The organism is Roseovarius sp. EL26 (assembly GCF_900327775.1).
GTDB lineage: Bacteria > Pseudomonadota > Alphaproteobacteria > Rhodobacterales > Rhodobacteraceae > Roseovarius.
Genome location: NZ_OUMZ01000006.1, coordinates 445,303 through 462,676, shown reverse-complemented (window position 1 = coordinate 462,676; position 17,374 = coordinate 445,303). Strand labels below are relative to the sequence as shown.

The 17,374-nt window shown below is 52.6% G+C and carries 14 protein-coding genes; 4 read left to right on the top strand and 10 right to left on the bottom strand.

Translation table 11 applies throughout. From position 1 onward, the window contains the following. Window positions 1–112: 112 nt before the first annotated feature. On the top strand, window positions 113–757 hold the full coding sequence (locus D9A02_RS07080; RefSeq protein ID WP_120500274.1) for a sulfotransferase family 2 domain-containing protein: 645 nt from the start codon (window positions 113–115) through the stop codon (window positions 755–757). A gap of 37 nt (window positions 758–794) precedes the next feature. On the opposite strand, the gene D9A02_RS07075 is transcribed toward D9A02_RS07080, so the two are convergent. Beyond that, the gene (locus D9A02_RS07075) at window positions 795–1,550 is read right to left on the bottom strand and encodes a LuxR family transcriptional regulator (protein ID WP_162932985.1); all 756 of its coding nucleotides are present in this window, start codon (window positions 1,548–1,550) and stop codon (window positions 795–797) included. A gap of 63 nt (window positions 1,551–1,613) precedes the next feature. Here D9A02_RS07075 and D9A02_RS07070 point away from each other — a divergent pair, with 63 nt between their 5' ends. Further along, window positions 1,614–2,345 (top strand): VPLPA-CTERM sorting domain-containing protein, encoded by a 732-nt coding sequence (locus D9A02_RS07070; protein ID WP_120500272.1) that lies wholly within the window; start codon window positions 1,614–1,616, stop codon window positions 2,343–2,345. Window positions 2,346–2,522: 177 nt separating this feature from the next. Here D9A02_RS07070 and D9A02_RS07065 read toward each other — a convergent pair whose 3' ends face one another. The 8 genes from D9A02_RS07065 to D9A02_RS07030 form a co-directional block, all read right to left on the bottom strand. Further along, a complete protein-coding gene (locus tag D9A02_RS07065) occupies window positions 2,523–4,721 on the bottom strand; it encodes a 3-hydroxyacyl-CoA dehydrogenase NAD-binding domain-containing protein (RefSeq protein WP_120500271.1) in 2,199 nt (732 codons plus the stop codon). 20 nt (window positions 4,722–4,741) lie between these two features. Continuing rightward, window positions 4,742–5,953 (bottom strand): acetyl-CoA C-acetyltransferase, encoded by a 1,212-nt coding sequence (locus D9A02_RS07060; protein WP_120500270.1) that lies wholly within the window; start codon window positions 5,951–5,953, stop codon window positions 4,742–4,744. Between the two features lie 16 nt (window positions 5,954–5,969). Beyond that, window positions 5,970–6,605, bottom strand: a complete 636-nt coding sequence (locus D9A02_RS07055; RefSeq protein WP_120500269.1) for a glutathione S-transferase family protein — start codon at window positions 6,603–6,605, stop codon at window positions 5,970–5,972. Window positions 6,606–6,633: 28 nt separating this feature from the next. Continuing rightward, window positions 6,634–6,846: a hypothetical protein gene (locus tag D9A02_RS07050; RefSeq protein WP_120500268.1), complete on the bottom strand. Its 213-nt coding sequence runs from the start codon at window positions 6,844–6,846 to the stop codon at window positions 6,634–6,636. A gap of 39 nt (window positions 6,847–6,885) precedes the next feature. Continuing rightward, window positions 6,886–8,664 (bottom strand): acyl-CoA dehydrogenase C-terminal domain-containing protein, encoded by a 1,779-nt coding sequence (locus tag D9A02_RS07045; protein WP_120500267.1) that lies wholly within the window; start codon window positions 8,662–8,664, stop codon window positions 6,886–6,888. Between the two features lie 40 nt (window positions 8,665–8,704). Next, window positions 8,705–9,100 (bottom strand): MerR family DNA-binding transcriptional regulator, encoded by a 396-nt coding sequence (locus tag D9A02_RS07040; protein ID WP_120500266.1) that lies wholly within the window; start codon window positions 9,098–9,100, stop codon window positions 8,705–8,707. A 210-nt stretch (window positions 9,101–9,310) separates the two neighbouring features. Next, window positions 9,311–11,497 carry a xanthine dehydrogenase family protein molybdopterin-binding subunit gene (locus D9A02_RS07035; protein ID WP_120500265.1) on the bottom strand — a complete coding sequence of 729 codons (2,187 nt, stop codon included), beginning with the start codon at window positions 11,495–11,497 and terminating at the stop codon, window positions 9,311–9,313. Between the two features lies 1 nt (window position 11,498). Then, entirely contained in the window at window positions 11,499–11,963 is a 465-nt protein-coding gene (locus D9A02_RS07030; protein ID WP_120500264.1) for a (2Fe-2S)-binding protein, read from the bottom strand. Between the two features lie 141 nt (window positions 11,964–12,104). On the opposite strand from D9A02_RS07030, the gene D9A02_RS07025 reads away from it, so the two are divergent. Both D9A02_RS07025 and D9A02_RS07020 read left to right on the top strand, forming a co-directional pair. Next, window positions 12,105–12,710, top strand: a complete 606-nt coding sequence (locus D9A02_RS07025) for a TetR/AcrR family transcriptional regulator (protein WP_120500263.1) — start codon at window positions 12,105–12,107, stop codon at window positions 12,708–12,710. A 153-nt stretch (window positions 12,711–12,863) separates the two neighbouring features. Beyond that, entirely contained in the window at window positions 12,864–14,765 is a 1,902-nt protein-coding gene (locus tag D9A02_RS07020) for a multiheme c-type cytochrome (protein WP_254054573.1), read from the top strand. 51 nt (window positions 14,766–14,816) lie between these two features. On the opposite strand, the gene gyrB is transcribed toward D9A02_RS07020, so the two are convergent. Continuing rightward, window positions 14,817–17,234: a DNA topoisomerase (ATP-hydrolyzing) subunit B gene (gene gyrB / locus D9A02_RS07015; protein WP_120500262.1), complete on the bottom strand. Its 2,418-nt coding sequence runs from the start codon at window positions 17,232–17,234 to the stop codon at window positions 14,817–14,819. Window positions 17,235–17,374: the final 140 nt, after the last annotated feature.

The window sequence follows — 17,374 nt, the reverse complement described above, 5'->3', positions numbered from 1 at the left end:
ACAATATTGAGTTTCTTTTCGCAATCAAATCTTAAATGTCTGACAATTGACTTTTTTGCTTTCACCCTCAGATTTCTTGCGTAGTCGCCGCGCGCACCCTAGCTTGTTGCATATGATTATATCTCGCGGGCGGCGCTATATATTTGTGCACATTCCCAAAACCGGTGGCACTGCAATGGCTATGGCACTGGAAGGTCGCGCGATGAAAGATGATGTCTTGATCGGTGACACGCCCAAAGCACAGCGGCGCAAAGCCCGTCTCAAACATTTGCAGACCACAGGGCGACTGTGGAAACATTCAACACTTTCCGATATCGACGGAATTGTGCAAGCGCATGAATTAAAAGAGCTCTATAACTTTACCTTGGTCAGAAACCCTTGGGATCGATTGGTCAGCTATTATCATTGGCTACAAGGTCAGACCTTTGACCATCAGGCTGTAAAATTGGCACAGCAGCTGGATTTCAGTGCATTCCTAAATGCCTCCCCAATAAGGCACAGCCTGCGCGCTCAGCCTTATCGCCAATACATGACAGCAAGCGATGGGATTGAGTACTGCAACGCCTACGTCCGACTTGAACATCTGGAGCAGGATCTGGCATCTGTCTGGACACACCTTGGGTTTAAGTTGGATATTCCGGTGGCAAATACATCTGAACGGCGACGGGACTACCGCTTCTATTATTCAAATGAAGATACTGATCTCGTCGCACGGATCTGCTCACGAGACATCGCGCAATTTGGCTACCAATTTTGATATACTCAAAATCAACCTTGGCAAGCCATCCAACATTTCAAATAAGTTTATTGATCAGGGCGATAGCCACTGCCTGTTCGCGAGTTTTCGCACCAAGCTTCTTTTTTGCAGACGTAATATGAAAATTCACGGTCGCGTTGGAAATCTTAAGACGATCTGCAATGCGATCATTTCTCAATCCTTCAGACAACCACTTTATTACCTCAGCTTCGCGCAGGCTTAATTTCACCTGATCAGTATTGAACGGAAACCAATGAGCGCCGTATTTGTCGCCTTCTACATCCTCGATAATGGCATTTTGGGTCAGCGCTGCCCCCAATAATATCGAATTGCACTGGTCTTGGGTCATGCGCTCCAGTTCATAACCTTCGATATCCGCACACAAATTGAAACCAATCTTGTGATCCGACACAGCGCTATGGCGTGGCAAAATCAAAGAGGACACCAATCCCTCATCCTGCACTTCGACCAGCATCCGGTCACTTCGCGCTTTGTCCCTCGACGGTAATGTCAGGTTACTTTTAGGATCACATAGCCGAAGTTCGCTGGACGCCATTGCATAGTCAAACATAACATCGCAACCGCTGTAACCGACATCAACATAATGCGACAACCAATCCATGCTCATGTTGGAATACATGCCCAGAACGCCAATATCAGTTGTCGACGCAAGACCGATGTTTACATACCTAAATCCTAGGCCCTGAAAAAAATCTGTGGTTATCGCATAGGCCGCGCCTTCCCCGGATCTGTGATCCAGTTTATTCAGAAGGTCGATCAATGCGTTATCCACGGCCACCTATCACTTTTGCTAGGTTGTTCTTAGCCCCCTAAACAGAAATGATGTTGGCCAAGAATGCAACAAGGTTCATTTAGGGAAGATTTTAGTATGATTAAAACGAGTTTGGCCATTTTGGCTATTTTCGCGGCAAGTACCGCCAGTGCGGTGCCTGTGACGTTCAATTTTGAGGCAACAGCGAATTATTTCTCAAGTTCAGGAGACACGACAGGACTGTTGGACCATGAACCTACGTTTGCGACCAACAATGTGTTTACCGGCTCATTCACTTACGAATTGGACCAAATTCCAACATCGGATAACACAAGGAACGCCCGTTTTGAAGGTGGTCCAAGTTCAATCAGCGCGTCCTTCCCAACTGTTGATGTTACCTTCGATACCGAAGCAGGTGACGACGTTGTCGCTTATGTCGTCTACAATACATTTGGCGGCCTCTCGCGTGATGGATTGGTTTTTGGCGGCGGGAACGATTTTCCTAGATCCGGCAGACAAGTTCAGACTTATTTTCAAATTGACCTGAGCTCTTCCTTTGGGGATGTGTTCAAAACAGCGTCTCTACCGGACACGCTCGATATCTCTGATTTTAAGACTAACCGCTTCTCCTTTCAAACCCGCACACTTGATTTCGGCGCATCCACCCATTTGGTAGGTCAGCACTTCATATCAGGGCAGCTCACCAAACTAGAGCTTGCGCCGATTTCAACGATCCCTCTGCCCGCCGCCGGTTGGATGTTGTTTGCAGGTGTTGCTGGATTGGGCCTGATGCGTCGGAAACGGACAGTACTCTAACCATTCATTTTGGGGGCCGCATCTCATTAGCGCCAGCACAGGGCATCGCCAGCAACTACATACATGTCTTTTTTCGTGAGTGGGGAAGAACAGGTATGGGGCAGCCATGTGAAATCTTCGGAATGTTGACCCCAAAGAAAGTGCCGCCGGAATTTTCCGGCGGCACAACTATTTTATTCAAGCCGCGTTGGCTTCAGTATCGAACCGCTTGTAGAAGCTTTGGTTTTTATCCGCCATTTCCCGCAACAGGGCTGGTGTAGCGAAACGTGGGCCAAACTCCTCGGCCAACTGGTCACAGCGTTCAGCTGCGTAAGGCGTACCGATGATATCAAGCCACGAGAACGGACCACCAGACCACGGCGCAAAGCCCCAGGCCAGAATGGCACCAACATCACCTTCACGGATATCTTCCAACACGCCCTCTTCCAGTGCACGCACCGCCTCAAGCACCTGCGCGAACATCAGGCGATGCTGCACAGTGATCAAGTCGGGCTGATCATCCGCCTGTGGGTATTGCGCAGCAAGGCCTTCCCAATACCCCTGACGTTTCCCTTTTTCGTCATAGTCAAAGAAACCAGCGTTGGATTTACGGCCCAGGCGGCCCTGTTCCTCCATCCAGAAGATCACCTCGTCCACCGCGCCATCAGGGTAATCATCACCCATGGCCGCGCGGGTGGCGCGGGCAATCTTGGCACCCAGATCAATCGATGTCTCATCCACCAACTGCAACGGCCCCACCGGGAACCCCAGCTGACGTGCGGCATTGTCGATCAGCGCAGGCGCAACGCCCTCGGCAACCATACGGATGCCTTCGTTGATGTATGGGATGATGCAACGGTTGCAGTAGAAGAACCGCGCGTCGTTCACCACAACCGGTGTCTTGCGGATCTGTCGGACATAATCCAACGCCTTCGCAACGGCCCGTGGACCGGTCTCCTTGCCCTTGATGATCTCTACCAGCATCATTTTTTCAACCGGCGAGAAGAAGTGAATGCCGATGAACTGGTCCGGTTTATCGCTGGCCTTGGCCAGCTCTGTGATCGGTAGAGTCGAGGTGTTGGTGGCAAAGATGCAATCATCGCCCACCACTTTCAACACCTCTTTGGTAACCGCAGCCTTAACACCCGGATCCTCGAACACCGCTTCAATGATCAGGTCACAACCTTCCAGAGCAGCATAATCCGTGGTCGCGGTAATCAGATCCAACGTGGCCACCTTTTTCGCCTCAGTTGCCTTGCCACGTTTGATGCCCTTGTCCATGTAGTCAGCGGTGTAGGATTTTCCCTTTTCGGCCGCCTCCTGCTTCTGATCAATCAGGACCACTTCCATCCCGGCCATAGCCGACACAAGCGTAATGCCTGCACCCATCATGCCCGCGCCCATGACGCCAACTTTCTTGACGCGTTCATCGGCAACATCTGGACGGTTTGCACCTTTTTCCAAAGCTTCCTTGTTGATGAACAGTGAACGGATCATCGCGCTAGAACTTGGGTTCATAAGCACATTGGTGAACCAGCGCGCTTCGATCTTAATCGCCGTATCGAACGGTACAAGTGCACCCTCGTAAGCGGCCGACAACAATGCCTTGGCTGCCGGGAACGCACCTTGAGTTTTGCCATGCACCATGGCCGAAGCCCCAACATAGGTCATGAAACCCGCCGGATGGTACGGCGCACCGCCGGGCATTTTATAACCCTTCTCATCCCATGGCTTCACGAACTTGGGTTCGCTCAAAATCCATGCTTTAGCTTTGGCGATCAGTTCTTCAGGTGCCACAACCTCATCCACGACACCGGCCATCTTGGCCTTTTTCGGGTCGTTCAACTTGCCCTCAAGCAACAGAGGCGACGCCGCCATCGCTCCCATTTTACGCACCAAACGCGTGGTACCGCCCATGCCGGGGAATATACCGACCATAATCTCAGGCAGGCCGATTTTGGCCTTTGGATTGTCGGCGGCAAAAATCCGGTGGCAGGCCAGCGGAATTTCCAGACCGATACCCAGCGCAGTCCCGGGCAGCGCCGCCGCAATCGGCTTGCCACCCTTGTTGGTTTTCGAATCCATGCCCGCGCGTTCGATCTTGCGCAGGATGCCATGCATCTGCATCAGGCCATCAAACAGGCCCTTGGCAGGTTCATCGCCAGCCATTTCCTTCATACGGGCGATGATGTTCAGATCCATCCCACCTGCAAATGTGCCTTCTTTGCCCGAGGTGATGATGATGCCTTTAACCGCATCATCGGTCAGTGCTTCATCAACCAGTTTTTCCAGATCGAAAAAGCCCTGCTCGTTCATCACATTCATGGACTTGCCAACGGTGTCCCAAGTGATGATTGCGACGCCATCAGCGTCTGTCTTCATGGTGAAATCAGTCATCTTATTTCTCCTCTCACCTGTTACACACGTTCAATGATGGTTGCCGCACCCATGCCGGATGCAATGCAAAGCGTGGCCAGACCGACCTCTTTGTCTGAACGCTCAAGCTCATCCAGCAACGTGCCGATAATAATCGCGCCAGTTGCCCCCAGTGGGTGACCCATGGCGATGGAGCCGCCATTGACATTGACCAGATCGGGATCGACATCAAAGGCCTGTTGGAAACGCAGCACGACCGAGGCAAAGGCTTCGTTGACCTCAAACAAGTCAATATCCGAGATATTCATGCCGCTGTCGGCCAAGATCTTTTGCGTTGCTGGAACCGGGCCGGTCAACATGATGGTCGGATCCGTGCCGATCTTACAAGTCTGACGGATACGCGCGCGCGGTTTCAGGCCATATTTCTTACCAAACTCTGCGTTGCCGATCAGCACACCGGCGGAGCCGTCCACAATGCCCGAACTGTTGCCCGCATGGTGGATGTGATTGATCTTTTCCAGATGCGGGTACTTGAGTTTTGCCACAGCATCAAAGCCCGGCATCACTTCACCCATCTGCTGGAAGCTGGCATTCAACGCACCCAGAGCCTGCATATCTGTGCCCGGACGCATGTATTCATCATGATCCAGAATGGTCAGACCGTTTTGATCTTTGACCGTGATGACAGATTTCTCAAACCGGTTAGCTTTCCATGCCGCAGCGGCACGGTTTTGGCTTTCAACAGCCAATGCATCGGCTTGATCGCGAGTGAATCCATACTCGGTCGCGATAATGTCGGCACTGACACCCTGCGGGACAAAGTAGGTGTCCATTGCAATGCTTGGATCCACGGCAATGGCGGCACCATCGCTGCCCATGGCCACGCGACCCATCATCTCAACACCGCCAGCGATGTAAGCCTCACCTGCGCCACCTTTAACTTGGTTGGCCGCCAAGTTCACCGCCTCCATACCCGAGGCACAGAACCTATTGATCGCCAGACCGGGAATGGATTCATCAAGATCCGACGCCAGAACAGCCGTCCGAGCAAGGCAACCGCCCTGCTCCATCACCTGGGTCACGTTGCCCCAGATCACATCTTCAACAGCATGGCCTTCAAGGCCGTTACGATCTTTCAGCGCGTTCATCACCTGCGCAGACAGGCGTGCGGCCGTTACTTCATGCAACGCGCCATCTTTACGGCCCTTGCCACGCGGCGTGCGCACGGCGTCATAGATATAGGCTTCGGTCATGGTTTCCTCCTCAATATCAGGCGCGGTCAGCAGGGCTGCCGGGCATCAGGTCGTAGGGGTGTTTCCACCCCGGTGTGTTCTCAATATTGCTGAGCCAACGGTCGATGTTGGACCACTCAGCCCGATCAAAGCCAAACGGCTCTGGGTAAAATAGGTAGCCACAGCAGGACATATCGGCGTTAGTGATACCATCACCAACGATCCAATCACGCCCTTCAAGGTGGGCATTCAAGGCTGTATAAGCGGCTGTCAGGCGTCCTTGGGTAAATCCGATCACGTCTGCCGGCCGTTTGTCCGCAGGCAGAAAGTTCAGCAAAAACCGTGTCATTCCGGCCTGAGAGCTGAGCTTGTGATTGTCCCAAAACACCCAGCGCATCACTTCACGTTGCTCTTCTGGTGTCGCACCACCAAATTTGCCGGTTTTCTCAGTGATGTACATCTGCATTACGCCGGATTGTGTCAGCGTCGTATCACCGTCCACCAGAACCGGAACTTCGCCCATCACGTTGATCTCACGAAAGGCATCGGTTCGGGTCTCGCCGCCGAAGAAATCAACATAGACCGGTTCCCAGTCCAAACCCGACAGTTCCAGCGCAAGCGCGGCCTTGTAGGCGTTGCCGCTTTCGCCCATGCAATAGAGTTTGATCGTCATGCTTTCGTTCCCTGTTTTTGATGGGGCGTCATCTCTTGCGCGCCTCCAGTTCCGAATTGAACATCCGCAGGCGATGCCCAAAGGTTTCATCGTCGATCACGCTATCAAAATTCTCAAAGAGAAATGAGAGCGCCTCGCCTTCGTCCAATCCGGCTTCTTGTGCAAACTTACGCAGACGGCGGTATCCGTCTTCCGTCATGGCAGTGTTGAAACGGCGGGTCAGGCGAAAGCGTTTGGGCATTAGAAATCCTATTCAGGCGTCTCTCAAATTACTGACACGTTAGAACTGATCCTCGTCCAGCGCCATAACCGGATCGGCACCACTTTCGATACGGGCCAGATGCAGTGCCGTCGCGGGCAGACGGCGTTTCATATAAAAGCGTCCTGTCGCCAGCTTGGTTTCATAGAACTGCGTATCCGATGTGCCACCATCCAGCGCGGCAAGCGCCGCTTTGGCCATCCGTGCCCACATAAGGCCAAGGCAAACATGGCCAAAGAGATGCATGAAGTCATAGGATCCGGCCAGCGCATGATTTGGATTCTTCATCCCGTTTTGCATAAAGTACATGCCTGCGGCCTGCAGATGCTTGGAGGCGTCTTTCAGTGGGTCAAGGAAATCCGCCTTTAGCGCTTCATTGCCTTCGTTTTCTTTCAGGAAGGTTTTTACCATGTCAAAGAACGCCATGACGTGCTTACCGCCATCTTGTGCCAGCTTGCGACCGACCAGATCCAGAGCCTGAACACCGTTGGCACCTTCGTAGATCATTGCGATCCGAGCATCGCGGGTGAACTGCGACATGCCCCATTCTTCGATATAGCCGTGACCGCCATAGACCTGTTGCGCCAACACGGTCATGTCATAACCTTCATCGGTCAGGAAGCCTTTGATCACTGGTGTCAGCAGACTGACCAGACCTTCGGCTGCTTCATCGCCACCACGGTGCGACTGGTCGATCATCTGTGATCCCCACAAAAGAAACGCGCGGCCACCTTCGACAAAGGACTTTTGATCCATCAGCGAGCGGCGAATATCAGGATGTACGATCAGCGGATCGGCTGGACCATCAGGGTTTTTAGCACCAGTCACATCACGCCCTTGCAGGCGGTCCTTGGCGTATTCCACAGCGTTCTGATAGGCAGCCTCAGCCTGTGCCAGACCCTGCATACCAACACCAATGCGCGCCTCGTTCATCATGGTGAACATTGCACGCATACCTTTGTGTTCTTCCCCTAACAGGTAACCTGTTGCCTCGTCATAGTTCATCACACAGGTCGAATTACCGTGAATGCCCATTTTCTCTTCGATGTTGCCACAAGACACGCCGTTGCGCTCACCAAGTGAGCCGTCTTCATTAACCATAAACTTGGGCACGATAAACAGGCTTACGCCTTTGATACCTTCGGGGCCTCCGGGAATTTTTGCCAACACCAAGTGAATGATGTTGTCGACCATGTCATGCTCACCCGCCGAGATGAAAATCTTCTGGCCAGAGATCTTGAAGCTACCATCACCCTGAGGCTCGGCTTTGGTACGCATCAAGCCCAGATCGGTACCACAATGTGGTTCAGTCAGGTTCATGGTACCCGTCCATTCGCAGGACGCCATGTTCGGCAGGTAGGTTGCTTTTTGTTCTTCAGTACCGTGCACCAGAATGGCAGAAGCCGCTCCGTGAGTGAGGCCCTGATACATAGTAAAGGCCTGGTTAGAACCCGAGAACATTTCACCAACAGCCGTGCCCAGCAAGTAGGGCATATTTTGACCACCAAACTCTTCAGGCAAGTCCAACGCCGTCCAACCACCTTCACGTACCTGGTCAAACGCCGCCTTGAACCCTGTTGGTGTCCGGACAACACCGTTTTCCAGAACGCAGCCCTCGGTATCACCCACCGTGTTCAGAGGTGCTAGAACCTCGGAGGCAATCTTGCCAGCCTCTTCCAGAACAGCCGAGGTGAAATCAGAGTCTAATTCGGCATAACCCGGCGTGTCTGTTTCAGAGGCTTTCAAAACATCGTGGAGGATGAATTGCATATCGCGGGTTGGGGCGGTGTAGCTGGGCATGTTGGTCTCCCTAATTGTGCAAGTCTGGCGTTTATTATTGTTATTCAGCGGCGTCTGCGCGCAAAGAAGACAACATATTGTCCCCCCACTTGAGTTGCGCGCGCAGATCGGCAATGGCTTCATTCAGCGTGTCACGCTGTTCCTCCAGATCTCTGAGACGCTGAACAGCGATGTCATAGGTCTGGGTAATTTGTGTCAGTTGCTGGTCTTCTTTGCTGTAGAGATCCAGAAGCTGGCGAATCTCTTCCAGCGTGAAACCAAAACGCTTGCCTTGCAAAATCAACTTAAGGCGGGCGCGGTCACGTTTTGTAAACAGGCGCTTTTGCCCCTCGCGAATTGGCGAAAGAAGCTCCTTCGATTCGTAAAAACGAAGGGTACGAGGCGTCACATCGAACGCATCGCACATTTGCCTGATTGTCATTACATTGTCGGTCATCGAACTATCCATCAAAAGTACAAACTCACTCGTTACAGCAACAGATAGGAACAGCCTTACACCAGACAAGCAAGTTGACGCAGTTGATACGTAACGTCACTTTTATAGTTGACGTGGGATCAAATTAGGTAAACGCCAATTGCAAAGGGATCAAAGCTTTACACTTTGATCCCTCCACTTGGTCCCGCGCGATACAGCACTATAATGGCATCATGCAAATTCTACGCCGTTATCAGCCATTGGCATTACACTTACAGGCAATTCGCCGCTTGCGGCGGCGATCGCATTCGCCAATGCCGGAGCTGCTGGCGGCACGCCAGGTTCGCCAACCCCGGTTGGGGCTGCGGCCGACGGCACGATATGCACATCAATTGCAGCAATGTCACTGATACGTAGTGGTTCATAATCTGGGAAATTGTATTGATCTACAGCACCACCCGTTAGGGTGATTTGATCACGCATCACGTGACCGATACCGTAACCTATGCCACCCTCCATCTGAGCTTTGATCACATCGGGATTCACCGCGAGACCGCAATCAACCGCACAGGTCACATTCTCGATCTTGACACCACCCTCTGCTGTGCCTGAGATTTCAACCACCTCAGCCACGTAAGACCCAAAGGACTTATGCACTGCGACACCCTGTGCGCGCCCCTCAGGTGCATTGCCCCAACCCGCCTGTTCCGCAGCCAACTTCAGTACTCCGACCAAGCGTTTTTGGTCCTCGGTATCACCGCTCAAATAATTAATACGGAATGCCACTGGATCCTGCCCCGCCGCCTTGGCCGCCATGTCCATCATGACCTCCATAACATAGGCGGTATGGGTATGCCCCACCGAGCGCCACCACAACGTCGTCGTTGCCTTTGGCGTATCTGTCAGACCGAAGAAGCCATTAGGGATCTGATACGCAGTGTCTGCCGTTCCCTCAACAGAGCTGTGATCGACACCATCATGCACCACCATCGCTTCGAACGGAGTGCCTTTCATGATGGACTGGCCGGCAATCCGGTGGTCCCAACCGACAATGGCACCACCTGCATCTAAACCGACACGCACCTTATGACCAAAGGCCGGGCGATAATAACCACTGCGTAAATCATCCTCGCGTGCCCAGACTAGCTTAACCGGGCGTGACTGGTCGGTCATGGCAAAAGCCAACGCCGCCTCAGATTGGTAATCTGCATCTGGTGTAGCGCGACGACCAAAGGAGCCCCCTGCCAGCATAGTGTTAATCTGGATTTTATCCATTGGAAGACCTAGGATCTGCGACAAGGCAAAGTGAGGCCCCGTCGGCATCTGCGCCCCGTCATGCAAAATGACACCCCCGTCTTCCGTGGGTTCAATCGTGCAATTAAGAGGTTCCATCGGAGCATGCGCCAGCAAAGGAAAATAGAACGTTTTCTCAACTACCTGAGTCGCGCCATCTAATGCATCCTGCGTGACAGAAAGATCGCTGTTGTTCACGTTAAACTGCGGATCAGCATCTAAGGCAGACAAGATCTCGGCTTTAATTTGATCGGAACCGCGCGTTTCAGCACCAGATAAATCCCATTCGACCTCTAGCGCGTCTCGCGCCTGCATCGCAGCCCAAGTGTTCTCGGCATAAACTGCAACTCCGGCGTTGTTGGGAAGAACGGCTGACATGATGTAACCTTTCACCTCTTTTGAGGCGCTATCGTCAAAACCCTTAGCCAAACCTCCGCGCTGCTCTGGGCGGGCAATCATAGTGACCATCTGGTTCGGTAGATGCACATCTATCGCGAACTGCGCGGTGCCGTTGCCTTTGATGGCACTATCCAAGCGGCGCACATCCAAATTGCCAATTAGGCGGAACTCTGACGGGTCCTTGAGACGTGGCGCGGTTGGCGCTTCCAACTGCGTCGCAGCCGCGACAAACTCACCAAGAGGTGCAGATTGACCAGCACCGATGATCATACCGTCCTCGATGTTCAACTCAGATGCCTTAACGCCCAGCGATTGCGCCGCAGCAGTGATCAGCATCTCACGCGCCGCGGCACCAGCGGTGCGGTATTGTACGAATGAGTTTGCCATCGCAGTCGATCCACCAGTCCCCTGAAACGGGCCAAAGGCGAGGTTATTGTACACCTTGGGGTTGGACGGCGCGTATTCATAGTCAATCTGATCGATCCGCAAACCGATTTCCTCGGCAATCAATGTGGACAGGCCTGTGGTTGGCCCTTGCCCCATTTCAAAGTGCTTCACAATCGCAGTCACTGTACCGTTAGCGTCAATCTTGACGAACGGATTGAACATCAAGGGATTGCCAGAGGCCGCCGCGACAACTCCATCAGGCCGCGAACCAATGATCAACACGGCGGCCGTTGCAGCGCCACCTTTAAGGAAGTTCCGACGGGTTGTTTGTAAAGTCATATCAAGCCTCCAGTATTTCTGCGGCACGTTGAACACCCGCACGGATACGTTGGTAAGTGGCACAACGGCAGGCGTTGCCGTGCATATAGCTGTCGATATCTTCGACTGACGGCTTGGGGTTTTCCTTGAGCAAGCCAACCGCCGACATAATCTGACCAGACTGGCAATATCCGCATTGGACAACATCCAACTCGACCCAAGCCTGTTGTACGGCTGCGCCGATATCAGTTTCAGACATGGCCTCAATTGTCGTAACCTCAGCCTCGCCTACATCTTCTATATAGGTTTGGCATGAACGCACCGGCTCGCCATCGACATGCACAGTACATGCGCCGCACGAGGCCACGCCGCAGCCAAACTTGGTGCCGGTCATTTTCAGTTCATCCCGGATCACCCATAGCAATGGAGTCCCAGGCTCGGCATCGACGTCATGCGTATTGCCGTTTAGGTTTAGAGAGATTGTCATTGGCTGGTCTCCATCTGAAGCGTATAATCTGTGCGTGGTAAACTGGCGCGTTTACACGTATGGGAATTTCACCCCATTGTAAACTCACAAGTTTACGTCAAGATTTGACCGCATCAGATTTTTCCCGCATATCATGATGCCATGACCGACTGCACAGCGCCAAATTCAGAGAAATTCCAGCAGATCATCAATGCTGCTGTAGAAGAGTTCCAGGAAAAGGGATTCGCCGCAGCCAGCATGGATAGGGTTTCAGCACGCGCAGAAGTTTCAAAGCGTACGGTGTATAAATACTTTGAAAGTAAAGAGAATCTCTTTCAATCCATCGTCGGCGTTTTGTCCAACCGTTTTGCCGACATGATGGATATTCGCTATGAGCAAGGTCGCCCTATCCGAGACCAGTTGATCGATTTAGCATGGGTTGAAGGCCGCCTTTTGATGTCACCCGAAGTCATCGCCATGGCGCGTATGGTGATCAGCGAGGTTTTGCGCAATCCGGCCTTAGCCGAGAAAACACAAGGCAAAATGGATAAAACCCGCGTCTTTGCCGACATGCTTCGGATTGCAACCGCAGACGGGCAAATGGAGGTTCCCAATCCGGACGAGGCCGGCGTTGAATTTGTTGGTCTGATCAAAGCCAAGGCCTTTTGGCCCGTGATCTTTGGCGCCCCGATCATAACCGAAGAGGAAATGACCCAAATCGTAGAAAGTAGTGTCGACATGATCATGAGCCGCTACAAAACGAGTTGACCGAAACGAAGAGAAACGTTGTTCTTTCAATGGAATAGATTAGTGTAACTCCATTACCCACGCCATTCATCTGCTGCGGAAGCAATGGCCACATCCCGCTTTACAAGTCCAGCACCACAAAGGTTTGATATGCTCAGGTTGCTTGCAGTTTTCATGATCTTTCTTGCAAGCCCGTTATACGCGCAGAGCCCAACTTATGTCGGATCTCAAAACTGTACGGACTGTCATGCTGAGGAGACAGAAGCCTGGGCCACATCGCACCATGCCAAGGCCTGGATGGAACCCACCCCAAGTAGTGTTTTAGGCGATTTCAACGATGCACGGTTTGATCATGATGACATGCAGGTTTCATTCACAAAAGAGGGTGATGATTACATCATCACAGTAACTGAAACAGACGGTAAAACCACCACATACCCGGTCCATTCTGTTGCTGGGATTGCCCCCCTACAACAGTACCTTCTGGAAACGGAAGACGGACGTCAGCAAAGTTTCGATGTCACTTGGGATGACGTCGAAAAACGCTGGTATCATCTTTACCCAGATCAAGACCTGCCTCCGGATGATGGATTGCATTGGAGCGGCCCATATAAAACTTGGAACGCCCGTTGCGCCGAATGTCACGCCACAGATTACCAACGCAACTACATTGCTGACACGCGTAGCTACCAATCGGCCCAAGCTGAGATAGGTGTCGGATGCGAGGCCTGTCATGGACCAGCATCCGAACACTTGAAATGGGCCAATAACGCTACAAAGCGAGCAGATCTTGATGCCCAAGATCTGGATGCCTACGGCTTTGCGTTTTCATTTGACAGCGACAATCCAGAAACTGGAATCCAACAATGCGCCGGCTGCCATTCTCGACGCGAGGCATTGACCAATGGCAATCCCATCCCAGGCACACCTTTCCATGACACCTATAGATTGGCCCTCTTGCGCCCCGGTCTCTATCATCCGGATGGTCAGATACTCGACGAAGTCTACGTCTACGGCTCTTTTCTTCAGTCCAAGATGTACGCGCGTGGCGTGGGGTGCATGAACTGTCATGATCCCCATAAGGCCGAAATCAAAATTGAAGGCAACGCTCTTTGCACTCAATGCCATTCTGAGGCGGGCAACACCGACTTCCCAACACTCACATTGAAAAATTACGACACGCCCGAACACCACAAACACCTGCAAAACAGTGATGGCGCTCAATGCAATAGCTGCCACATGATCGAACGCATTTATATGGGCATTGATGGGCGGCGTGATCACTCCTTCCGCATCCCCCGCCCTGATTTGCATGACCAAACTGGCGCACCAGATGCCTGCACTGATTGCCACGCAGACCGAACCCCGGATTGGGCCGCGCAGACTATTTCTGATTGGTACCCCGATTCACGACATCGCACACCACACTATGGAACAGTCTTTGCACAGGCACAGGTAAGCCCAGAATTGACAGGGCAAGACTTACAAGCACTGGCACTTGATCCTGAGCAGGCCGGTATCGTTCGTGCGACGGCACTCTATCTATTGCAACCTGTTGCAGACCAAGGTGTGACGACAATCATGGCCTCACTACTCAACGACCCGGATCCGCTGGTCCGTGAAAGCGCGGCGCAATTGCAAAGCAGCGCAGCCCCAGAGGCAAGAGTGGCACGCCTTCTGCCTTTGCTAGAAGACCCACGCCGCGCGGTACGATCTGCCGCTGCAAAGCAGCTTTTGAATGTATCGCCAGCCTTAATGCAATCGACCGAACGGAAAGCCCTCAGTCAGGGCATGGCTGAATGGCAGAATTCCATGTCCACTCGCCTGGATTTCCCAGAAACTCATCTTGTTCTTGGCGGCATGGCCTTGACGATGCGCAACGCCGCCGCAGCGACACAAGCCTTCGGCGAAGTTGTACGGTTAGATCCGCAACGCGCCGAAGCCTGGCCGATGCTGGTGCGGCTGGCGCATATCAGTGGCGGCGTGAACGACGCGCTGGCGATTGTTGAAGAAGCCCTAACATATTTACCCGATGACCCCACATTGCGCGGGATGAGGGATGAGCTTGCTCAATAAAAGCCCCAGCCCCGTTAAGGGCTGAGGCGAATAAGCAAATTTCTCGACGGTTTAGAAATCCAGATTTTCAACGCTGAGAGCATTCTTCTGGATAAATTCGCGGCGCGGTTCGACCACATCACCCATCAGTTTGGTAAAGAGGTCATCTGCCTCGGCCACATCGTCGATTTTAACCTGCAGCAAAGTCCGCGCCTCGGGGTCCAATGTGGTTTCCCACAACTGGCCGGGGTTCATTTCACCCAAACCTTTGTAGCGCTGCAAGGAGAGACCTTTTTCGCCTTCTTTCAAGATCGCGTCCAGTAAACCCAGCGGCCCATGAATGCTTTGGTTACGATCCTTGCGCACCAAAGTGGATGGCAGGTTATAAACCTCATGCAAAGCATCAGTCATCTGGCCCAATTTACGAGCTTCAGCCGAACGCAGTGCCGTTCCGTCAAGCGTGCGCACTTCTTCAACACCGCGCACCATACGGGTCAAGCGAATGCCATGATCCTGTGTCGGCCGCCCACTCCAGCCTCGCTCGTACTCCGCAGCGATGAGATCAAGACGAGTGGCAACGGCATCGGCAACACCTTGCAAATCAGCATCGACCTGACCAGGTGAAAATGCACCGGAAATCGCAGCTTGCTCCAAAATGTGACGCGGGTAATGCGTTGGGAATGCTTCGACAATTCGCTTGATTTGACGAGCCTCCTCGACGACGCGCAGCAGATCCTGGCCAACAATTTCCTCGCCTGAACCAAGGCGCAACACCGCATCATCACTGCCCTGCGCGATCAGATAATCCTCAAGCGCGGCCTGATCTTTCAGGTACACCTCAGATTTGCCACGCGCGACTTTGAACAACGGTGGTTGAGCGATATAAAGATATCCACCTTCGATCAGCTCAGGCATCTGACGATAGAAGAATGTCAGCAGCAGCGTTCGAATGTGCGCACCATCAACATCCGCATCGGTCATGATGACAATCTTGTGGTAGCGCAGTTTTTCAATATTGAACTCATCCCGGCCAATCCCAGTGCCCAGCGCCATGACCAAGTTGCCAATTTCCTGACTGCCGAGCATTCGATCAAATCGGGCACGCTCGACGTTCAGAATTTTACCACGCAACGGCAGCACGGCCTGAGTTGAACGATCACGCCCCGTCTGGGCCGAACCACCAGCAGAGTCACCCTCCACGAGGAAGACTTCGGTCTTGGACGGGTCTTTTTCTGAGCAATCTTTGAGCTTACCAGCCAGATAATTCACGTCCATCGCGGTTTTGCGGCGGGTCAGTTCACGCGCCTTACGTGCGGCTTCACGTGCCAGCGCGGCCTCGATGATCTTGCCCACAATGACCTTAGCCTCGTTCGGGTTTTCCTCGAACCATTCAGACAACTTTTCATTGACCAAACCTTCGACGGCCGGGCGCACTTCAGAGCTGACCAGTTTGTCTTTGGTCTGACTGGAAAACTTAGGATCTGGCACTTTGACAGACAGCACGCAAGTCAGGCCCTCTCGGGCATCATCACCGGTGAAGCTAATCTTTTCTTTTTTCGCAATACCGCTGGTTTGGGCATAGTTGTTGATAGTGCGGGTCAGCGCGCCGCGAAATCCCGCCATGTGGGTGCCGCCGTCACGCTGCGGGATGTTGTTGGTGAAAGGCAATACCGTTTCGTGATAGCTGTCATTCCACCACATCGCGACTTCGACCCCGATGTCATCTTTCTCACCAGTGATAAAAATCGGATCCGGCATCGCTGCTGTTTTGTGACGATCTAGATACTTGACGAATTCCTTCACACCACCATCGTAATGCAATTCATTTTTCAGATGCTCTGCGGGACGCTCATCCGTCAAAATAATCCGAACACCGGAATTCAAGAAAGCCAATTCGCGCAGGCGTTTTTCCAGAGTTTCAAAGCTATACTCGAGGTTGGAAAACGTATCGGTTGAGGCCATGAAGCGCACTTCAGTGCCTTTACGACCATCAGCATCGCCGACAACACGCAAAGATTCGACGGTATCCCCACCTTCAAACCGCGCGTAGTGCTCCTTGCCATTACGCCAGATGCGCAGCTCCAGCCAATCAGACAGCGCATTCACCACGGAGACGCCCACACCGTGCAGACCACCCGAAACTTTGTAAGAGTTGCTATCAAACTTACCGCCAGCGTGCAGCTGGGTCATGATAACCTCAGCGGCTGAAACGCCCTCTTCCTCGTGTATATCGACGGGAATACCACGGCCATTATCGCTGACAGAAACGGAAGAATCCGCATGGATTGTGACGGTCACAGCATCCGCATGACCGGCCAAAGCCTCATCAATACCGTTGTCCACGACTTCATACACCATATGATGCAAGCCCGACCCATCATCGGTATCACCGATGTACATGCCGGGACGTTTGCGAACCGCTTCCAAGCCTTTGAGAACTTTAATGGAATCGGCGCCATATTCTTCTGGCGTCGGGACTGCTTCAGACATTAACGTCATTCCTCGTATTTTTGTCATTTTATACGATTTTACTAGGGGGATGTCACGTGCTGACCACAATATTTTACGCCCCAGAGACGCTCAATAGCCGCAACATTTAATGGGGGATTAGAAACATTCAAAAGCCCCCC